This is a genomic window from Mycoplasma anseris ATCC 49234 (assembly GCF_000702805.1).
GTDB classification, from domain to species: Bacteria; Bacillota_I; Bacilli_A; order Mycoplasmatales; family Metamycoplasmataceae; genus Metamycoplasma; species Metamycoplasma anseris.
In genome coordinates this window covers 1-18132 of sequence record NZ_JNJX01000007.1, presented here as the reverse complement: position 1 = coordinate 18132, position 18132 = coordinate 1, and the positions used below count along the sequence as shown (strand labels likewise).

General features: G+C 24.6%; 17 protein-coding genes, 1 other RNA gene and 1 pseudogene. 7 read left to right on the top strand and 12 right to left on the bottom strand.

What is annotated here, in order from left to right; all coding sequences use genetic code 4:
• Positions 1 to 117: 117 nt before the first annotated feature.
• From T401_RS0102125 to ruvA, 11 genes are all read right to left on the bottom strand, one after another.
• Positions 118 to 1005, bottom strand: coding sequence for a bifunctional 5,10-methylenetetrahydrofolate dehydrogenase/5,10-methenyltetrahydrofolate cyclohydrolase (locus T401_RS0102125; protein ID WP_033178844.1), 888 nt, complete (start codon positions 1003 to 1005; stop codon positions 118 to 120).
• Between the two features lies 1 nt (position 1006).
• The gene (locus T401_RS06850) at positions 1007 to 1183 is read right to left on the bottom strand and encodes a DUF2188 domain-containing protein (RefSeq protein ID WP_112702604.1); all 177 of its coding nucleotides are present in this window, start codon (positions 1181 to 1183) and stop codon (positions 1007 to 1009) included.
• A 91-nt stretch (positions 1184 to 1274) separates the two neighbouring features.
• Positions 1275 to 1653: a transfer-messenger RNA gene (ssrA, locus tag T401_RS03420) on the bottom strand.
• Positions 1654 to 1659: 6 nt separating this feature from the next.
• Complete coding sequence (gene smpB / locus T401_RS06845; protein WP_033178870.1) at positions 1660 to 2094, bottom strand: SsrA-binding protein SmpB; 435 nt, start codon at positions 2092 to 2094, stop codon at positions 1660 to 1662.
• 29 nt (positions 2095 to 2123) lie between these two features.
• Entirely contained in the window at positions 2124 to 4247 is a 2124-nt protein-coding gene (gene rnr / locus T401_RS0102115) for a ribonuclease R (protein ID WP_033178843.1), read from the bottom strand.
• 1 nt (position 4248) lies between these two features.
• Positions 4249 to 4500: a preprotein translocase subunit SecG gene (gene secG, locus T401_RS0102110; RefSeq protein WP_033178842.1), complete on the bottom strand. Its 252-nt coding sequence runs from the start codon at positions 4498 to 4500 to the stop codon at positions 4249 to 4251.
• Between the two features lies 1 nt (position 4501).
• Positions 4502 to 6187, bottom strand: a complete 1686-nt coding sequence (gene aspS / locus T401_RS06840; RefSeq protein WP_033178841.1) for an aspartate--tRNA ligase — start codon at positions 6185 to 6187, stop codon at positions 4502 to 4504.
• Positions 6188 to 6191: 4 nt separating this feature from the next.
• Positions 6192 to 7463 carry a histidine--tRNA ligase gene (gene hisS, locus T401_RS0102100; protein ID WP_274541130.1) on the bottom strand — a complete coding sequence of 424 codons (1272 nt, stop codon included), beginning with the start codon at positions 7461 to 7463 and terminating at the stop codon, positions 6192 to 6194.
• A 21-nt stretch (positions 7464 to 7484) separates the two neighbouring features.
• Positions 7485 to 10106: a protein translocase subunit SecDF gene (secDF, locus tag T401_RS06835; RefSeq protein ID WP_033178839.1), complete on the bottom strand. Its 2622-nt coding sequence runs from the start codon at positions 10104 to 10106 to the stop codon at positions 7485 to 7487.
• 28 nt (positions 10107 to 10134) lie between these two features.
• The gene (gene ruvB / locus T401_RS0102090) at positions 10135 to 11082 is read right to left on the bottom strand and encodes a Holliday junction branch migration DNA helicase RuvB (protein ID WP_033178838.1); all 948 of its coding nucleotides are present in this window, start codon (positions 11080 to 11082) and stop codon (positions 10135 to 10137) included.
• Positions 11066 to 11677 (bottom strand): Holliday junction branch migration protein RuvA, encoded by a 612-nt coding sequence (gene ruvA / locus T401_RS06830; protein ID WP_033178837.1) that lies wholly within the window; start codon positions 11675 to 11677, stop codon positions 11066 to 11068. The genes ruvB and ruvA overlap by 17 nt, the downstream gene beginning before the upstream one ends.
• Before the next feature lie 109 nt (positions 11678 to 11786).
• On the opposite strand from ruvA, the gene T401_RS0102080 reads away from it, so the two are divergent.
• The 3 genes from T401_RS0102080 (at position 11787) to T401_RS06825 (ending at position 14103) form a co-directional block, all read left to right on the top strand.
• Positions 11787 to 12335 (top strand): inorganic diphosphatase, encoded by a 549-nt coding sequence (locus T401_RS0102080; RefSeq protein ID WP_033178836.1) that lies wholly within the window; start codon positions 11787 to 11789, stop codon positions 12333 to 12335.
• Positions 12336 to 12489: 154 nt separating this feature from the next.
• Positions 12490 to 12783: a hypothetical protein gene (locus tag T401_RS03355; protein WP_052169657.1), complete on the top strand. Its 294-nt coding sequence runs from the start codon at positions 12490 to 12492 to the stop codon at positions 12781 to 12783.
• 219 nt (positions 12784 to 13002) lie between these two features.
• Positions 13003 to 14103, top strand: coding sequence for a hypothetical protein (locus T401_RS06825; RefSeq protein WP_033178835.1), 1101 nt, complete (start codon positions 13003 to 13005; stop codon positions 14101 to 14103).
• A 12-nt stretch (positions 14104 to 14115) separates the two neighbouring features.
• Here the strand turns inward: T401_RS06825 and nadE are convergent, their stop codons facing one another.
• Positions 14116 to 14886, bottom strand: coding sequence for an NAD(+) synthase (gene nadE / locus T401_RS0102065; protein ID WP_052169656.1), 771 nt, complete (start codon positions 14884 to 14886; stop codon positions 14116 to 14118).
• A 99-nt stretch (positions 14887 to 14985) separates the two neighbouring features.
• Between nadE and efp the strand changes: the two genes are divergently transcribed.
• The 4 genes and pseudogenes from efp to T401_RS0102045 all read left to right on the top strand — a co-directional run.
• Positions 14986 to 15552 (top strand): elongation factor P, encoded by a 567-nt coding sequence (efp, locus tag T401_RS0102060; protein ID WP_033178834.1) that lies wholly within the window; start codon positions 14986 to 14988, stop codon positions 15550 to 15552.
• The gene (locus T401_RS0102055) at positions 15545 to 15868 is read left to right on the top strand and encodes an MMB_0454 family protein (RefSeq protein WP_033178833.1); all 324 of its coding nucleotides are present in this window, start codon (positions 15545 to 15547) and stop codon (positions 15866 to 15868) included. The genes efp and T401_RS0102055 overlap by 8 nt, the downstream gene beginning before the upstream one ends.
• The gene (locus T401_RS0102050; RefSeq protein WP_033178832.1) at positions 15855 to 17702 is read left to right on the top strand and encodes a thiamine pyrophosphate-binding protein; all 1848 of its coding nucleotides are present in this window, start codon (positions 15855 to 15857) and stop codon (positions 17700 to 17702) included. Before T401_RS0102055 ends, T401_RS0102050 begins: the two co-directional genes overlap by 14 nt.
• A 217-nt stretch (positions 17703 to 17919) precedes the next feature.
• A pseudogene (locus T401_RS0102045) lies at positions 17920 to 18132 on the top strand (hypothetical protein); the annotation flags it as partial.

The following is an 18132-nucleotide window of genomic DNA, read 5'->3' as shown; positions in this document are numbered from 1 at the left end:
CTTTTAATTTTATAAGAAAAACAATTCTTTAAAATAAAATTTCTTGGCTTTTTTTATAAAAAACCAAGAACATTATTTTAATATCAATTTAAAAAAATAACTGAACAAAAATAAACCCTAAATAGGTTTAAATAAATGAAATAATGATTGAAAAATTTGACTTTTATTTTGGTGTTTCTTTACATAAGCTTTAATTAAATTAATAATTAATGCAATAACAGTCATTGGACCGACTCCACCTGGAACTGGAGTTATCAAAGAACATTTTTTTAAGCATTCTTTATAATCCATGTCACCTGATATCTTATTATTAGCATCACGATGTATTCCTACATCAACTAAAATTACATTATCTTTTAGCATATCAACTGTCACTGCGTTTTTTTGCCCAGTTGCTACAATAACTAAATCAGCTAATTTTAAGGTGTCTTTAGGAGTTTCTTTTGTATATGAAAATGTTTTTAAAGCACGTTTTTCAAAATATTTTGAAAGAGGTTTTCCTACAATATTTGACTGTCCAACAACACCAACAATTTTATTAGAAAAATCAATATTATAAGCCTTTAAAAGCAAAATAATTCCCTTAGCAGTGGCAGGTAAAAATTGACAATCGTTACTATAATTTGAATCTAAATTGAAAGAAGTTAAGCCATCAATATCTTTTTCAAATGGGATTTCATTTAAAAGTTCTTGAACATTTTTTATATTTTTAGAAATCATTGGCAATTGCACAATTAACCCATCAGTTTGATTAGAAAGAGATTTAATTGCTTTTTTAATTTCTTGTTCTGAAGAATCCTCTTGGAGTTTGACTAAAATAGCGCCAAGCCCTAAACTCTCAGCCATTTGCATTTTGTGTTTTACATAAATATTTGATTCTTCAAGATTACCAACTTGCAAAATACCTAATGTTGGTAATTCGGTTTTATTATAGTTTTTACAAATTTCTTGAATTTGATTTTTGATTTCTAATGATATTTTCTTACCATCAAGGTTTTTTTCCATATTAAGCTTTTCTAAATTTACCCATTTTACTTTGAACAATTACAGAAGTAGTATCTGAAAGAGATTTTGCATAATCCATTGCTTCTTTTTGGGTTTTGAAGGTTTTTAAACTTCTTTTTCCATTTGGGTTTTTTACTGCTCAACCGTTCTCATGATTTACAACATAACGAACTGCCATTGATCCTCCTTAAAATTTAATTATTATTTTTAATAATTATACATTAACAAAGTAATTTTTTGAAAGTTGATTAAAAAAGGAATATAAAAAATGGTGGAGATGCGGGGAATTGAACCCCGGTCCACACATCCTTGTTAATGAATATCTACAGTTTAGAACAATTTAAATAAACTATTAGTGGTTATAAATTATTCAAAATTACCCATAATAGTCAATCAATATGTCGCAATATTTAGATTGAATTGATATTGCCAAGCTCTAAGACCGAATTATTAAACTGAGCAATTTAATAATCCACTAGAATCGACTAATATGCGAAAGCTAGGTTTGTGTTTTTTGATCTCATCATTGAATTGAATGATAGATCTTCTTTTTTTTCTAAGTTTGCATTTAAAAAGCCTAGAAGCATTATGGTTTGCAGACCACTGCCATTCATTAACTCAAATGCCTGTCGAAGCCATTACATCCCCAAATTTTTAAAACATGTTTTTCTTAATTGAACGTTCTGCTTCCAATTTCTTAATTTTTTCTCTTTTATCAAATTTTCTTAATCGTTTTGCCAAACTAATTTCTAATTTTATGTGATTTTCACTTCAATAAAGAGACATCGGAATCAAAATTAGTCCTAATCGATCTTGTAAATTCTTTATTTTCAAAATTTCATGTTTGTGCATTAATAGTTTTCTTGTTCTTGTAGGTTCACACTTTACCAACATATACTGACTAATATTGCAATTATTCAAAAACAATTCATTTTTATTAGAAATTGAACAAAAAGCATTATCTAATTTAACATTTTTAGCTCTAATGCTTTTTACTTCTCATCCAAGCAATGAAATACCACATTCATAAGATGAATGAATATCATATTCACTTCTATTAATTTTGTTTTTAACAATTAAATTAGTCATAATATTAATTTTACAAAAAAACAACCTAATTACACTAAGGTTGCATTAATATTTCCTTTTTCTTTATCAATTGAAGTAATTCTAATTAAATATTTTTCACCAACTTTTAATTTTATTTTATTTCCCTTGGCTTCAAAATTATTCAATTTTATAACATTGTCATTTAATTCTTCATATCTAATTAAAACGCTTGCTTGGTATTCTTCAATCACAAAGAAGGCGCCAAATTTTTCAATACCAGATACTGTTGCTTCAAATGTTTTATTAATAAATTGATTGAAGAATTCAGTTCTTCTTATATCAACCACATCTCTTTCAACAGACATTGCATTAACTTCAGATTCAGAATTCATTTCAGCAATTTTGCTAATTTTTTCTAATTCTTCATCATGATTTTCTTGTTTGTAATTATTTTCAAAAATATATTTTCTTATTAAACGGTGCAACAATAAATCTGGATATCTTCTTATTGGGCTAGTAAAATGTGAATAAGCTGTTGAAGCTAGTCCAAAATGCCCGATATTTTTTGAACTATAAATTGCTTTTTGCATAGTTCTTAATAATGACATTTTAATATAATCATCAAATTTTTCTTGTTTGATTTTTTGAACCATTGCTCTAAATGTTTTTGGCGAACCATCAAAAGGCACTTCAATATCTTTTAAACCAATAAAAGCAACAATTTCTTTTAAATTCATTAATTTTTCAGAATCGGGTTTATCATGAATTCGATAAATAGAAGGTAAATTTTTGTCTAACATAAGTTGAGCCACAGTTTCATTTGCTCTGACCATGAAATCTTCAATTAATTTTTCGCTTTCGCCTTCTTCTTTAATTTTTATATCAACAACTTTATTATTTTCAATGATTAATTTTGCTTCTTTTATTTCAAAATCAACGTATCCAGCTTCTTCTTTTGTTCTTCTTAAAATTTTGGAAATATCTTTTGCTATAAATAATAAATTAGAAATATGGTCTGGTAAAACCTTTTTGTTTTGGAATAATTCATTAACTTCATTATAAGTTAATCTATAATCTGAATTTATAACGCTTTGATAAATATCGATATTAACATTTTGCCCAATATTATTAATTTCTAATTCTAAAGTTAGACAAGCTCTATCAACTTTAGGGTTTAGTGAACAAATTCCATTTGATAGTTCAAATGGAAGCATTGGAATAACTTTGTCAGGTAAGTAAATACTTGTCCCTCTTTTTAAAGCTTCTTTATCAATTTCATCATTTTCTTTAACATAATAAGATACATCAGCAATGTGTATAAATAATTTATAATTACCATTTTCTAATTGATAACATGATATTGCATCATCAAAATCCTTTGTATCTAATCCATCAATAGTAACTGTTAAAAGATTTCTTAAATCTCTTCTTTGTTCTATTTCTTGTTGAGTTACAATTTGAGGAATCATTCTTGCTTGCTTTATAGTTTCGTTATTAAATTCAATGTTAATATCATTTTGAGAAATAATTTTTTTAATTGGATAATCACTTTCTTCTAATGAAGAAACAATACTATCAAATTGAATAACAACTTTATCTAAATTTGGTTTTAAAACATTACATTTTACTATTTGTTTTGGACTAATATCCTTGGGGATTTTTGAAATTTCTAAAAAATAAAATTCTGCTTTATCTTTATCATCAAAAGCTTTGAACTTTGGAATCTTACCTTTAAATTCAATAAAACCAATGACACTTTTTGCTTGATGACTAATATTTTTAATGATATTAGCTTTATTTAAGATTTCACCATTTTCATTTTTATATTCAAAAATATCAACTAATAATAAATCTTTATCTAAAGCTCCATTTAATTGAAACGGTGCTAAAAAAGCACTTCTTTTTTCAGAAGTTTCACTATTTTCAAAGTCAATAAAACCAAATCTTTTTGTAGCAATTGAAATATTTGCTTCGATTCTTTTTAAGAATAAAATAAAACGATATTTGTCTTTGTATTTTTCAATTTTGTTTGCTTTAATTAAATCATTTAATATGTTTGTTAATTGCTTATTTTGTTTTGGGGAAATTTTTAATTGTTTTGCAATTTCTACAAATGTAGATTCATTTCTATTTTTGATGAAATTTAAAACTTTTTCTTTATCAATTGATAAACTAAGATTTTTGTTTTTCAAATTAACCTTTTTGAATTAAAACCCTAAGAACAATACATAAAATAAACAACAACAATCCCAAAGAAAACATTGATCATTTTAAAACTTTTTTAATTCCTCTTTCCTTTGAAACCTTAAATAAATCTAAATCACCACTACCAACTAATGCTCCACTAAAACTGTTATTATCTGGTGACATTAATAGTGCTATAAACATAATTGAAAAAGATATTATAACCAATAAAATTGTAATTGCTAAAGATGCTTGAACCATATTATTTTCTTCCTTTACTATTTAATTCTAACCCATATTCATTTAATTGTTCTTTGGTTACATCTGAAGGCGAACCAGATAACAAATCAAGACCCTTGGCATTTTTAGGGAAGGCAATAACATCTCTTATTGATTGAGAATTAGTTAAAATCATTAAAACTCTTTCGATTCCAAAAGCAATTCCGTTATGTGGAGGCAATCCATAATCAAATGATTTTAAGAAGAAACCAAATCTATTATTTTGTTCTTTTTCACTAATATTTAAAATATTAAACATCATTTTTTGAGTTTCAATGTCATGAATTCTTATTGAACCTGATCCTAATTCGAAACCATTTAATACTAAATCATATGATTTTGCTCTAACTTTTTCTAATTCATTAGTTTTTAAATATGGTAAAGTATTTTCTTCAAATTGAGTAAAAGCATGGTGTGCTGGTGCGTAAGTTTGGGTTTCTTCATCATATTCAAACATTGGCCAATTAACTATTCATAAAAAATTTAATTTATTTGGATCAGCTAAATTGAATAGTTCATTTAAAACAACTCTTACAGCTCCTAATGATTTTAAAGCATTAGCTTCTTTATTTGCTAATGAAAAAATAAAGATAGGAGTATCGATTTTTTGTTCTTTTGCTATTGATAATAATTCATTTTTAAATAATTCATTTTTAATATCTAAAGGATTAATAATCTCTAATTTTTCGCCATTATTTTTTGTAAATGTTTCCTCAATATATTGAAGATTTTTATTTAATTCTTGATTAAAAACAATTCCTTTAATTACACTTCAATTTGGAAAATGTTTTGCCAATTGATTTGAATAATCATTAATTAAAAAATTATATCTTGTATCTGGTTTATCATTTCCGTAATGCTCCATTGAATAGAAATAATCCATTCTTTCAAAAGGTGTTTTAATTTGGTAACCCAAATTTCCTAAAACATCTTTTCACATGTTTTCACAAATTTCAAATATTTTTTCTTTACCGCCAAAAGACATTTCAATATCTAATTGCGTAAACTCAGGTTGTCTATCTTTTCTCAAATCTTCATCTCTAAAAACTCTTGCAACTTGGAAATATTTTTCAAATCCAGCTGCCATTAATAATTGTTTATATAGTTGTGGAGATTGAGGTAAAGCGAAAAATCTTCCCTTTCTTCTAGTTGGAACTAAATAATCTCTTGCGCCTTCAGGAGTAGATTTTGATAAAATAGGGGTTTCAATTTCAATAAATCCTTCTTTATCAAAATAATTTCTAATAAGTAAAAGTAATTTGTGTCTTAATTTAAGGTTTTCAGCGATTTTTTCATTTCTTAAATCTAGAAAACGATATTCTAATCTTAAATCTTCATTTGCTGAATTTGGTTTATTTATTTCAAATGGAATTTGTTTTGAAGAATTTAAAATTTCATAAGATTCAACTTGAACTTCAATCTCACCTGTTGGTAAAGAAATATTAGGTTCTAATCTTTTTAAGACAATTCCATTAACTTTTATGCATGATTCTTTTGTTAACAATGGATCAACAACATCTTTAAACACTAATTGGACAATGCCAGAAGAATCTCTTAAATCAACAAAAAATTGATTTTTAAATTTTCTTTTTGTTGCAATTCATCCATATAATTCAACATTTTCATTAACATGTTTTGCATTTAAATTTCCACAGAATATTGTTTTCATATTTCTACTCCAATTCTATAATTGCTTTTTTAAAATCATCAATTGTATTAAATTCAATTGTTAATTCTTTACGATCGTTTTTTATTTTAATTTCATTTTTATTCATATTTAATTCTTTAAAAAGAAGTACTTTGGGTTGAATTTTAAAATAATTTCTAAATAATTCTTTAATATCAATTGTCTTGTTTATTAATTCAACATTAAATTCTTTTCTTAATTCATATGTCATTTTTAAGATTTCTTCTTTTTCGTTTTGATTTAAATAACCAATTAAAATATCTGGTTTAATATTTAATTCTTCGTAATTTTGAAGATTTGATTTGATGATTTCCATTAATCTATCAACACCAAAGGCAAAACCAATGGAATTTAAATTGGGTCCACCAAAATCTTGAATCATGCCATTATATCTTCCACCAGCCAAAATAGTTGATTTTGATCCTAATGCTTCTGATTCAGATACAAATTCAAAAACTAAATCATTATAATAATCTAATCCTCTAACTAAATTAGGATTAATTTGATAATTTATTTTGAATAAATCAAGTAAGTAAATAAAATCATTAAATTTTGCTTTTTCTTCTTCATTTAAATAGTCTATTAATTTTGGGGCATTTTTAACAAAGTCTTTATTTGCTTCAGTTTTATCATCTAAGATTCTTAAAACATTTTTTTCTAATCTAACTAATGATATCTCAGATAATTGATCTTTAAAATTTAAAAAATATTCCTTTAATATTTTGATGTATTTATTTCTTGTTTCTAATGAACCTAAATTATTTATTTCAAGAATAAAATCCTTTATTTTTAAGCTAGACAAAAAATCAAAAGCAAATTTTATAATTTCAAAATTAGATAAAACCAAATCTGATGATACTTTTTCAATTTTTTCTATTCCACCTTGAATAAATTGTCTATATCTACCTTTTTGAGGTCTTTCATATCTAAACATTGGACCAAAATAGAATAATTTAGAGGAATCAAGATTATTGATCTTGTTTTCAACAAATGCCCTTATTGTTGAAGCGGTACCTTCTGGCCTTAAAGAAATGTTTCTTTTCCCATTATCAAGAAAAGAATACATTTCTTTAGAAACGATATCACTTGTTTCTCCGGCCGATCTTATAAATAAAGAGGTTTCTTCAATAATTGGAGTTTCTATGTATTGAAAATTATATTTTCTTGATGTTTCAAAAAAGATATTTCTAATAAAATTCAGAATATCGGCATCAATTGAATAAATATCACGTGTTCCTTTTAATTTATTAAACATCATAAACTCCTTTCTTTTTTTAAATTAGATAGAATAATCATTTATTCCAATAAATGTTTGTTCTTCTACTTTTTTAGAATTTCAATAAGATTTTGAAATTCTTTTTTGTTTTCTTTCATATTTCTTAATTTCCATATGCATTCAAATTAAAGGTAATAGCAAGATGTTTTGTAAAGTGCTGAAAATCATACCTGAAGCAAAAGTTATTAATATACTTAATTTTAAAGAAGACATAAATGGAATAACCAAAATAAATAATACAAAGGCTAATGAAACTAAAGTAACTTGTAGTTCAAAACTATTAATAATTGATAATCTAAATAGTTCCTTAATTTGGTCTTTTGAATAAACATAATTTTTAGTATTTAAGTCTTTACTAAATTCTTCTTTTACTTTTGAAGATTGAATTACAGTATCAACAATGTTGTATAAAGTAAATAAAATCAATCCATCAATTACGTTTAAATTAATTCCACCAAATGACATCATTAATGTTAGAAATACTAAAGCAATTGCAAAGGTTTGTTTAATTCATAAAATAATTCCAGCTGAAATTGAATATCTTATTGATAAGTAAATTGAACTCACTAAAATTGAAGCTGAAATAATTATTGTTGCCATTCCAATATCAAAATTTAAATTGACAGGGGAAATTACATTGGTTATTAATTGAGCATCTTTTAGTATTTCATTATTAGCAATAATATTATTTAATTCATTTACTATATTATTTCTTGTCTGATTAATTATAATAATGTAAGAGTCTTGTGAAATGTTTTGCAAATAAGCATTTAGGTTAACATCAATGTTTGAATTGAATAAAACTGATATTTGGTTTATGTTTTCTTTATTTCACATTCCTTGTTTTGGTAAAAGAATGTATTCCCAACCACCATTTAAATCTAAGCTTAAATTTAAAGCCTCTTTTAATGAATGATGATATCCAGCAATTGAGAAATAAGAAATTAAAGCTATAACAACAAAAATAGCAAATCCAATAGTAAAGAATTTTGATTTTGATATTAAGTCAATCTTATTCATTTTTTGATGCAATTTATAATTAGCATATAAAAGAGCTTTGGAAGAATCATTGAATGATTCTGTTTTAACAATTGATCTCAACAATAATGTTTGAAGGATTATTATTATAAAGAAACTTAATAACATCGATACAAAGAATAGCATTCCAATTGAAGTACTATATGAAACACTAATAAAGATTGCAAATAGAACAGAAACAATTCCAGCTGCAATGGAATCCATTGAACTTATAACGGTATGCTTAATACTTTTTGATATAGCTTTTATAGCATTTGAGCCATCTAAAATTTCTTTTTTGAAATGATTCAATTGATTGCTTATTAATAGAAAAGCAATTATTAATGATGCAATTATTGTAATTGCAAGAATAGGACTTATAAAAATATTTAAAGCAGCTAATACTATGAATAACAAGAATACAAAGAATCCTAAAGTAACAATTGAAACAAAGCCAAATAATCTATATCTTACTAATAGATAAATTGCTATCAAAGCAAAAATAATCATAATAACTACAAAATATTTATTAGTTGATTTTGAATTGGTTGTTAAAAAATGACTTTGTTCTTCTTTAAACTCAAATGGAGACATTGCAAAATTAATTGCACTTGCTAATTCATGATCAGTGTATCCATGTTTATTATCATTCAATAAATAAATTGATGAATCGTTAACATTACTTGTTCTTAAAGCAAAGGGATTAGCAACAGTTATTAAATATTTAGATGCATTAATTGAAGAAGTTTTTAAAACTGGTGGCACTTCTTTAGTTATTGGTTTGCCATCTTTGTCAACTCCAACCTGAATTTGTTGGGGATTAGCATCATTACCAACATAGGCAAAATTTACAGGATTTTCACCAGCTGCTTTTCATTCCTCAGGAAAATCTCTTTTGGCAATTTCAACAAATTCTTTTAAGTTGATTCAAATATAAGCATTTGTTGCTAGTTTTGAGAAATATTGTCCATAATAATACATTAAAGCTGTTTCCCCGGCAAATGAAATAAATTCACTTCAACCATCTTCGGTGAATTTTAATGTAACTTTTCCTGATAAACCTTGTTTGTTTTTATCATTAGCAGGGTTTGGTGCTAATTGAGGCATAAAATCATATGGATTGCCATCCATAAAATCTTTCAAAGTTTTTCTTTTGCTTTCTTCACCAAGTCTAGTTATAAATTGATTTTTATAAAAGACTGGGTTACCTTTTTCATCGGTAAATGTTATATATGGTTTATTAACTAATGAATTAACTAGTTTTTGTTTACCAATATCATCAATATGAGTATAACTATTTACTGAAATAACATCATTTGAACTTAAATTTAGATCAATTGATGATAATAGGTTCTCATTTTGAAGATATTCCTTAGTAATTTTTAAAATATTATTAGATGATGGTAATTCATTTGATTTTAAATTTTCATTTAATGATTCTTTTATTTTCAATGAAATCCTTGTTCCTTGGATGTTTGAATTATTAACATTCAATTTAGGTTTTAAATAAAAAATTGAACCAAAAATAATTGTTAAAATCATTATTAAAATAAAGAAAATATTTATTAATCATCTAAATTTTGGATTTATTTGTCTTGTCTTTTTCATAGTTAGAAATTATATAGCATTATTTACTTTATAAAGTAAATTTGTCTAAATAGCAAATTCCTTCTTTTGTTAATGTCCTACCTCTAGGTGATTTTTCTATCAATTTGAATAAAAGAAGTGTAGGCTCTATTTCATTGATTATTGTATGTCGATCATCTTTTAATAAACTGCAAATTGAATCTAATGAACCAGTTTTATTTTGAAAAATGGTATTTAATATTTTTAAATATTCAATTTGAGAATTTGAAAGTCCATATTTAAATATGCCAAGAAATTTAAATGCCTTTTCAACAATAGAAATATTGATATTTGAACAATTTTCATAGATTGCGAAATCATGAACTCTTTTTAAAAGATTATTAGCGATTCTTGGCGTTTGTTGTGAAGATTCAGCAATTAATTTTATTGCTTCTTTATCGATATTTATCTTGTTTCTAATTGAAGAATTTGAAATTATTTTCTCAATTTCAAATTGACTATAATTTTGTAATTTACCAATGAATCCAAACCGATCTTTTAATGGTTTTGATAATAAATGAAATTTAGTCGTAGCTCCAATTAAAGTAAAATTTTTTAATTTCATTCTCATAATTCTTTTATCACCATCTACACCAATAGCCAAATCAACTACTCCTTCTTCCATTGCAGAATAAAGGAGTTCTTCTAAATTCTTATTCATTCCATGAATTTCATCAATAAAAATTATGTCATTTTCTTTAATTGAAGAAAGCAATGTCAAAAGGTCGCTTCTTCTTTCTAAAAGCGGACCTTGCGAGAAAATAATATTTCTCTTAGTTTCATTAGCAATAATGTTAGCTAAACTAGTTTTTCCTAAACCTGGTGGACCATAAAAAAGAATGTGATCAACAGGTTTTTTTAGATAGTCAGCACTATTTAACATAACTTTTAAGGTTTTTGTTATGTTTTCTTGACCAATAAAATCTGCAAAATAATTAACTTTAAATTCTTGCTTCATTTTGACTATTTCCAATTAATTTTATAGCCTCTTCAACACAACTATCAATATCATCATTGATATTTAAATTGTCTAAGGCAAATTTAATTTGTTTATTCTTAAAGCCTAACATTTTCATGGTATTTTCAAACTCATTAACATTTTTATTAACCTTTGTAGCAATAATTGTTTTGGCTACTTCATCAGAATTCAATTTATTAAAGAATTTAACATATTTTTCTTTAAAACTAAAAATGATATTGTTGGCTATTTTTGAAGAAACATAAGGAATTTTATTAAGTTCTTCAGAATTTGAATTTGCTATTCAATTTAAAACATTTTCTCAGCCATAATTTAATATACTTATTGCTGTCTTTGGACCTAAACCTTGTAAAGAAATTAAATCCTCAAATATAACTAATTCCTTAAAATTTTCAAATCCATAAGTTGTTTTTGTATATTCATTTTCAATATTTGAAATAAAAATTTTTCTTACTTCATCTTTTTTAAATCTCATAATATTGGGGGCATAAATCAATTCACCTTCTCCATTATGATCTAATATTAAATAATTTGTATTTACATGCATAATTTTTCCATATTTATAAATTGTCATTTTTCTCTCCTTGTTTTAAATGTTAAAATGTATTTTTTTAGTTTTTTAAATAATGAGAAAAATATAGGAAAGTTGTGCTGACAAATAATTATTAGAGTATAATGAAAACATGAAAAATATTGAAGTAAATATTGAAATAAGTAAAAACTCAAATATTAAATATGAGTATGATAGAAAAACAAACAAAATTAAAGTAGATAGAATTTTAAGAGGAGATTTTAAATACCCTGCTAATTATGGATATATTTCTGAAGCATTAGATTGAGATGGTGATGAATTAGATGTTTTAGTTTATTCATCAGAAACCTTTTTGCCAGGAACCAGTTTAGAAGCAAGAGTAATTGGTGCAATGAAAATGATTGATTCAGGAGAAACTGACACTAAATTAATTGCTGTTCATGCTGATGATTATCGTTTAGACCACATCAAATCATTAAAAGACATTGATCAAATGTGATTAGTTTCTGTAAAAAACTTTTTTTCAACTTACAAAGCATTTAAGGGTGAAAATATTACTCAAGTTATTGGTTTTGAAGACATTGATTGAGCTGAAAAAGAATACAATGAATGTTGTGAATTAATGGAAAAATATGGTTCAATGGATAAAAAAGAATTTGTTAAAAAAATGCAAAAAGAACATCCGGAAAAATATTTATAAATAGAATCAAAAAAAGAAACTGAAAAGCGTTTCTTTTTTTGATCCAAAACTGCAAATAATAGTTTTATTTTTATAAAATATTATTGTAGTCTAAGTGTTTTGGAATATGGAAAAACAACGACTAATATCAATAATAAATTATTTAGAAATACTAATGAAAATATCTAATTATTGTGCTAAAAATGACAAAATTATTAAACAATTTAAAACTGTTGTTAAAGATTTTAATCAATTCTTAAAATTAAAACAAATGTTTAGACAAATAAACATTGTGTTACTTGAATTTATTGAAAAAAATTTATCTGAAGATTTTTTATTAATATATAAAAAGACATTTGTTGAAAAATCAAGGGATTCTAAATGATATTTAAAATATTTTTCAAAGGCAACTTATTACCGAAAATTAAATCAACTAATCAAATTTATTGAATTCCTTTTTTCTTTTTAATGAGAATTTCAAATTATTTATTTATTAAATAAAAAAATCAAAATGTCTCATTTTCTAATGCTTTTAAATCAATTTTTTTAAAATCAAATTGCCTAGTTATATTAGGCAGAAAAGTGTAAGAATGAAAAAGAAACAACCAGAATTAGAATGAATAAAAGAATTTTTTATTTTTTTAAAATCAAAAATCTATTTCCAAAAAGAAAGAGATAAAGAAAAATAATGGCAATTAATTATTTTGAAACTAGACCTTATGTTTATTTTACCAACATAAGTCCAACTATATCAATAAGTAGAAAAAGTTTTTGACATCAAAATAAATATGAGCTAGCTGATAATTCAGTTTTAAGAAATAACCCAATAATGATTGACTTCGACATTGCTAGCAATCATTTAAAAGATGTTGGAATTATAAAAATTCCTAATAACTTATTTTCAACTAATCAAAATCTATTTTATTTACTTATTAATAATGAAAAAATTCAAATTAAAAGTTATAAAAGAGTGCGTGATTATACTGAAATTCCTTTAGATAGTAGCAATGGCATTCAATATAATTTCAAGGATATTAAAAATATTCAAATCTATAAAATTTTTAGAGGAAGACAATATTTAAAAATTCACTTTGGTGTAGAAATAAAGATTAACAATACAATAACTAATTCCATTCAAGATTTGGATTTATTTAAAAAGAATCTAAAGGTTTCAAAACTAAAGAATCTTTCAATTAAAATCAATGGAAATAACTGATCTAGTTATGATGCTAATGATTATCAACAATGTAATTTAGTTTCTCGTCTTGCTTTAGTTGAACCAAAGAAGTTTAATTGACATGCAATTGCAGTACAGGATTCATTTTTTGAATGAAAAAACAAGAGTTTGTTGAATAATACAAATCGATTATTTAGCGACTTAATCAGACCAACTAATTTTATAAAGATTGATGATAAAACTTTTGAATTAAATAAAAGAGAAGTCAAAGTTGGTGATAATAAAGATCAAAGTATTTATGTATGAAAAGCAAAATCTTATTATAAATATGATAAAGAAATAAAAAATTTTGCGATTTGCTTAGAAAATGAAGGAAATTATGGTGTTTTTAGCAATGCTAACAAAGATGTTTCCGAATTTGAATGAAATTTAGATATTAATGAAAACACAAGATTGAAAGCAAATGCTCATTTGATTTTTAAAAAGCTTTTTGATAAAGAAAATGGAATGTTTAGAATTTCAATAAATATTCCTTCTTATGAATTAGATAAAATAATAAACAATAATTTAAATTGAACAACACAAAAAATAAAAAAAGTAGTCACTTCTTAAACTACTTTTTTTCTATTTAAATTTGGGTCCTTTTGGAATCAAATCTCTTTTATGATTTGTTTTGTGATGAAGTTCTTCAATCCTTGCTTTTTTTGATTTGGAAATCAAGTTTTCATCAATTAAATATTGTTCAAACTCAAAATAACTAAAACCTAATTCATCTTCATCAAATTGATTTTCATATAAATCGGCTGATGGTCTTTTATTTATAATCTCTTGTGGAACGTTTATTAATTTAGCAATTGTATAAACATCTGATTTTTTTATATTTGCAAATGGTAAAAGATCGCATCCGCCATCACCATATTTAGTAAAATAACCTAAATAGTATTCATTAAAATTATCAGTTCCTAAAACTAAGGCGTTTTTTTCTTGGGCAAACCCATATAATGCAGTCATATATAGTCTTGATTTAGTATTAGCCAATGCCATTTTATTATTTAAATTTAATTTTTTAGTTAAATAATTAAATTCATTTTCTAAATCAATAATAATGATTTTTCGTTTTAAACTTTGTTCAATAATTGCTATATCATCTTCAATTTTGTTATTATTTGCAGTTTTAAAATAATAAAAATGGGCATTTTCTTTAAATACATCATTAGCAATAAAAGCTAATGTTGTGCTATCAATTCCACCGCTTATACCTAATACTATTCCTTTGGCATTTGCAGAAGCTACTTTTTGAAATAATCAGGTCTTTATTTTTTTAATTAAAATTTCATACAACTTTTTTGACTTTTTGCTTAAAGGCTTATTTTTAAATTCTTCTTCATATAACATATTAGATATTTTAATAAAAATACTGAATAATTTAGCTAAATATAATAAAATTATTTTATATTTTAGCAATACATATATTAAAAACCTAAAGGAGAAATTATGATTAATGTAAACGATTTAAAAACTGGAATCACATTCCAAATGGATGGAAATATTTATGTTGTTTTAGATGCACAACATTCAAAACAAGGAAGAGGACAGGCAAACGTTAAAGTAAAAACTAAGGACTTAAGAACTGGAGCAACTACCATTAAATCATTCACTGGTGGAGAAAAAGTTGAAAAAGCAATGATTGATAAAGTAAAAATGGACTATTTATACAATGCTGGAGAAACAGTTATTTTTATGGATCAAGAAACTTTTGAACAAATTGAAATTCCGGTTTCTCATTTAACATGAGAATTAAACTTTTTAAAAGAAGGCCAAAATGTCTTAGTTCGTAAGTTTCAACAAGAAGTTTTAGATGTTGAATTACCAGTTAATATTGCTTTAAAAGTTGTTGAATCACCTGATGCTGTAAGAGGAAACACTGCACAAGCTGCTCAAAAGAAAGTAGTTCTTGAAACTGGTTTTGAAGTTGAAACTCCTTTATTCATTAAAGAAAATGAAGAGATTTTAGTTTCAACTGAAACCGGAAAATATGTTGGAAGAGCAAAAAATGATTAAGAAAGAAACAGTTAAGGTTAATACAAGAATGAATTTTTCATTCCTTGTGGAAAAAGAAGTTATTGTTGATGCTGTTAAATTGGTTTTTAAAAACAATGAAAATATTCATTTAACCAATGAACCAAATGTAATTGTTAATAAAAATAATTCAAATGTGAATATTGAAATAAAATGTAAAATCCGCAAAGATCGAAATTTTTCTTTTGAGATGAAACAATTGATTTTTACAATTGAACAAAAAGTCTTTTCTCTAATTAACACTAAACCAATTAATATTAATTTGATATATGAAGGTGTTTTTGATGAAAACTCATAAAAAAAATGATGAATTGGCAATTGATAATTTAAAAATTAATGCTTTAGCAATGATAGATCAAGCCCTTGAAGGAAATGCCGGGGTTTCTTTAAGTTGTGCTAAAATATTTCATTCTTTATTCTTTTATCATTTAAAATATGATACTAATCAACCAAATTGAATTAATCGTGATCGCTTTATTTTAAGTTCATCTAATTGAATAGCAACTTATTATGCACAATTAAGAATGCTAGGAATCTTAAATAAAGAAGATTTGGAACATTTTAAACAAAATAAAAAAATAAATGGACTTATTCAATTAAATAAGGAATTAGGAATAGAAGCAACTATTTCAGGAAGAGGCCAAGGCATTGGCATTGGTGTTGGCTTAGCATTAGCAGAAGTTTATTTAAATAAGAAGTTTAAAGAAATTGATCATTATACTTATGTTCTGTGTGATGACGTTGATTTGCAAGAAGGCAGTAGTTTAGAAGCATTATCTTTTGCTTCAAACAACAAATTAAATAAATTGATTATTATTCATGAATCAAATGGAGTTCAAATTGATTCTTATACTTCGTCAGTTTATAATGAAGATAATCGCTTAAAATATCAAGCAATGGGACTAAACTATATTCTTGTTTCAGAAAATTCAGTAAGCAAAATTGTAAGAGCTATTAAAAAAGCTAAAAAAGCTAAAAAACCAACTATTATTGAAGTAAAAACAAAAATTGCTGAAAATACTAAAATTCAAGACACTAGTTTAGCTCAACATATTATTTTTAATAAAGAAGAAATTAGTGATTTAAAAACTGATTTAAAATTCAAAAAAGCCGATAATTTTGATCTTTATGAAAACATTCAAAGTTGATACGAAAAAAGGAATAAGAGAAATCAAAAACTATTTAGTAAGTGAAATATTAGTGAAGAATTAACTAATTTTTTAAATGATGAAATGAAAATTAATTTAAATTCATTACTATTAAAAGAAGATTTATCAACAAGAGATTATGCCAAAAGTGTGGTTTATCATCTTGGTGATGAATATGAAAACATCATTTTAGGAAATGCTGATGTCGCTTATTTTACAAAGATTCAAAATAACTCTGGAACATTTGCTAAAAACAATAAATTAGGTAGAAATTTATTGTTTGGAGCAAGAGAATTAGCAATGGGATTTATTGCTAATGGAATTGCTTTGCATTCAAATTTAAAACCAATTGTTTCCACCTTTTTATCTTTTAGTAATCAATTACTACCTGCCATTTTAAATGCTTCTTTAATGAATTTAAAAGTACTTTATATCTTTTTAGAAGACCCAAACTACATTTTTAAAAACACATACCATCCTGAAATTGAAATGCTAAGAATGATTAATAATATTAATATTTTAAGGCCGGCTGATGAAGTTGAAATGAAAGGGGCTTTTGAATATCATTTTAACCAAAAAGATACAAATACCAATGTTATTTTGATGTCTTCTTTCAATAAAGAATCAATCTACGAAATTGATAAAGAAGCATTTGTTGATGGTGCTTATTATGTTTTAAAATCAGATAGTTCAGATTGAACTTTGATTAGCAGTGGAGATCAATTAATTGAGGCTTATAAAATTGCTAAAGAAAATCATTTGTCTTTAATTTCTATTTCTAATTTTAATAAAATTAATGAATTGAAATACAATTACCAAAAGACTATTTCAATTGAACAAAATTCAGTATTAGCAATGAAGCATATTGCTAAATACAATATTGGCTATGTTCCTGATTTGTTAAAAAATAATAATGTTAAATTTGTATATGAATATCAAAAAGAAAATTTAAAAGAAACTATACAAAATATTATCAATTCTTAAAAAAATAAATTAAAAAGAGGATTCAGAGGATTCATTCTCTTTTTTTATATATTAAAATTAAAATTTTCATTTTAAAACTTTAAAAATCATTTTAAAAAGAACAAAAATTGGATTTTTTTTGAAAAACTAACAAAATCCAAGCAGTTTTTTTTTTTTTTTTTGCAAACAAATAAAATTAGTTTTATAAATAAAAAAATGTATTAGAAAAGGATAAAAAATGAAAAGCAAAAAAAATAAAAAAATTTATTATTTATACTTTCTTTTTTGTACAACAGGGGTAATTACCACATTACCTTTAATTAGTTCAAAATGTGAAAAACCCACTTCTCAAGATCAACCTAAACAACCAAGTGTTCCTAACACTCCAGATCCACAACCAAATCCAAACCCTACTACACCAACAACTAATCATTTTGATATTAGTACTTTA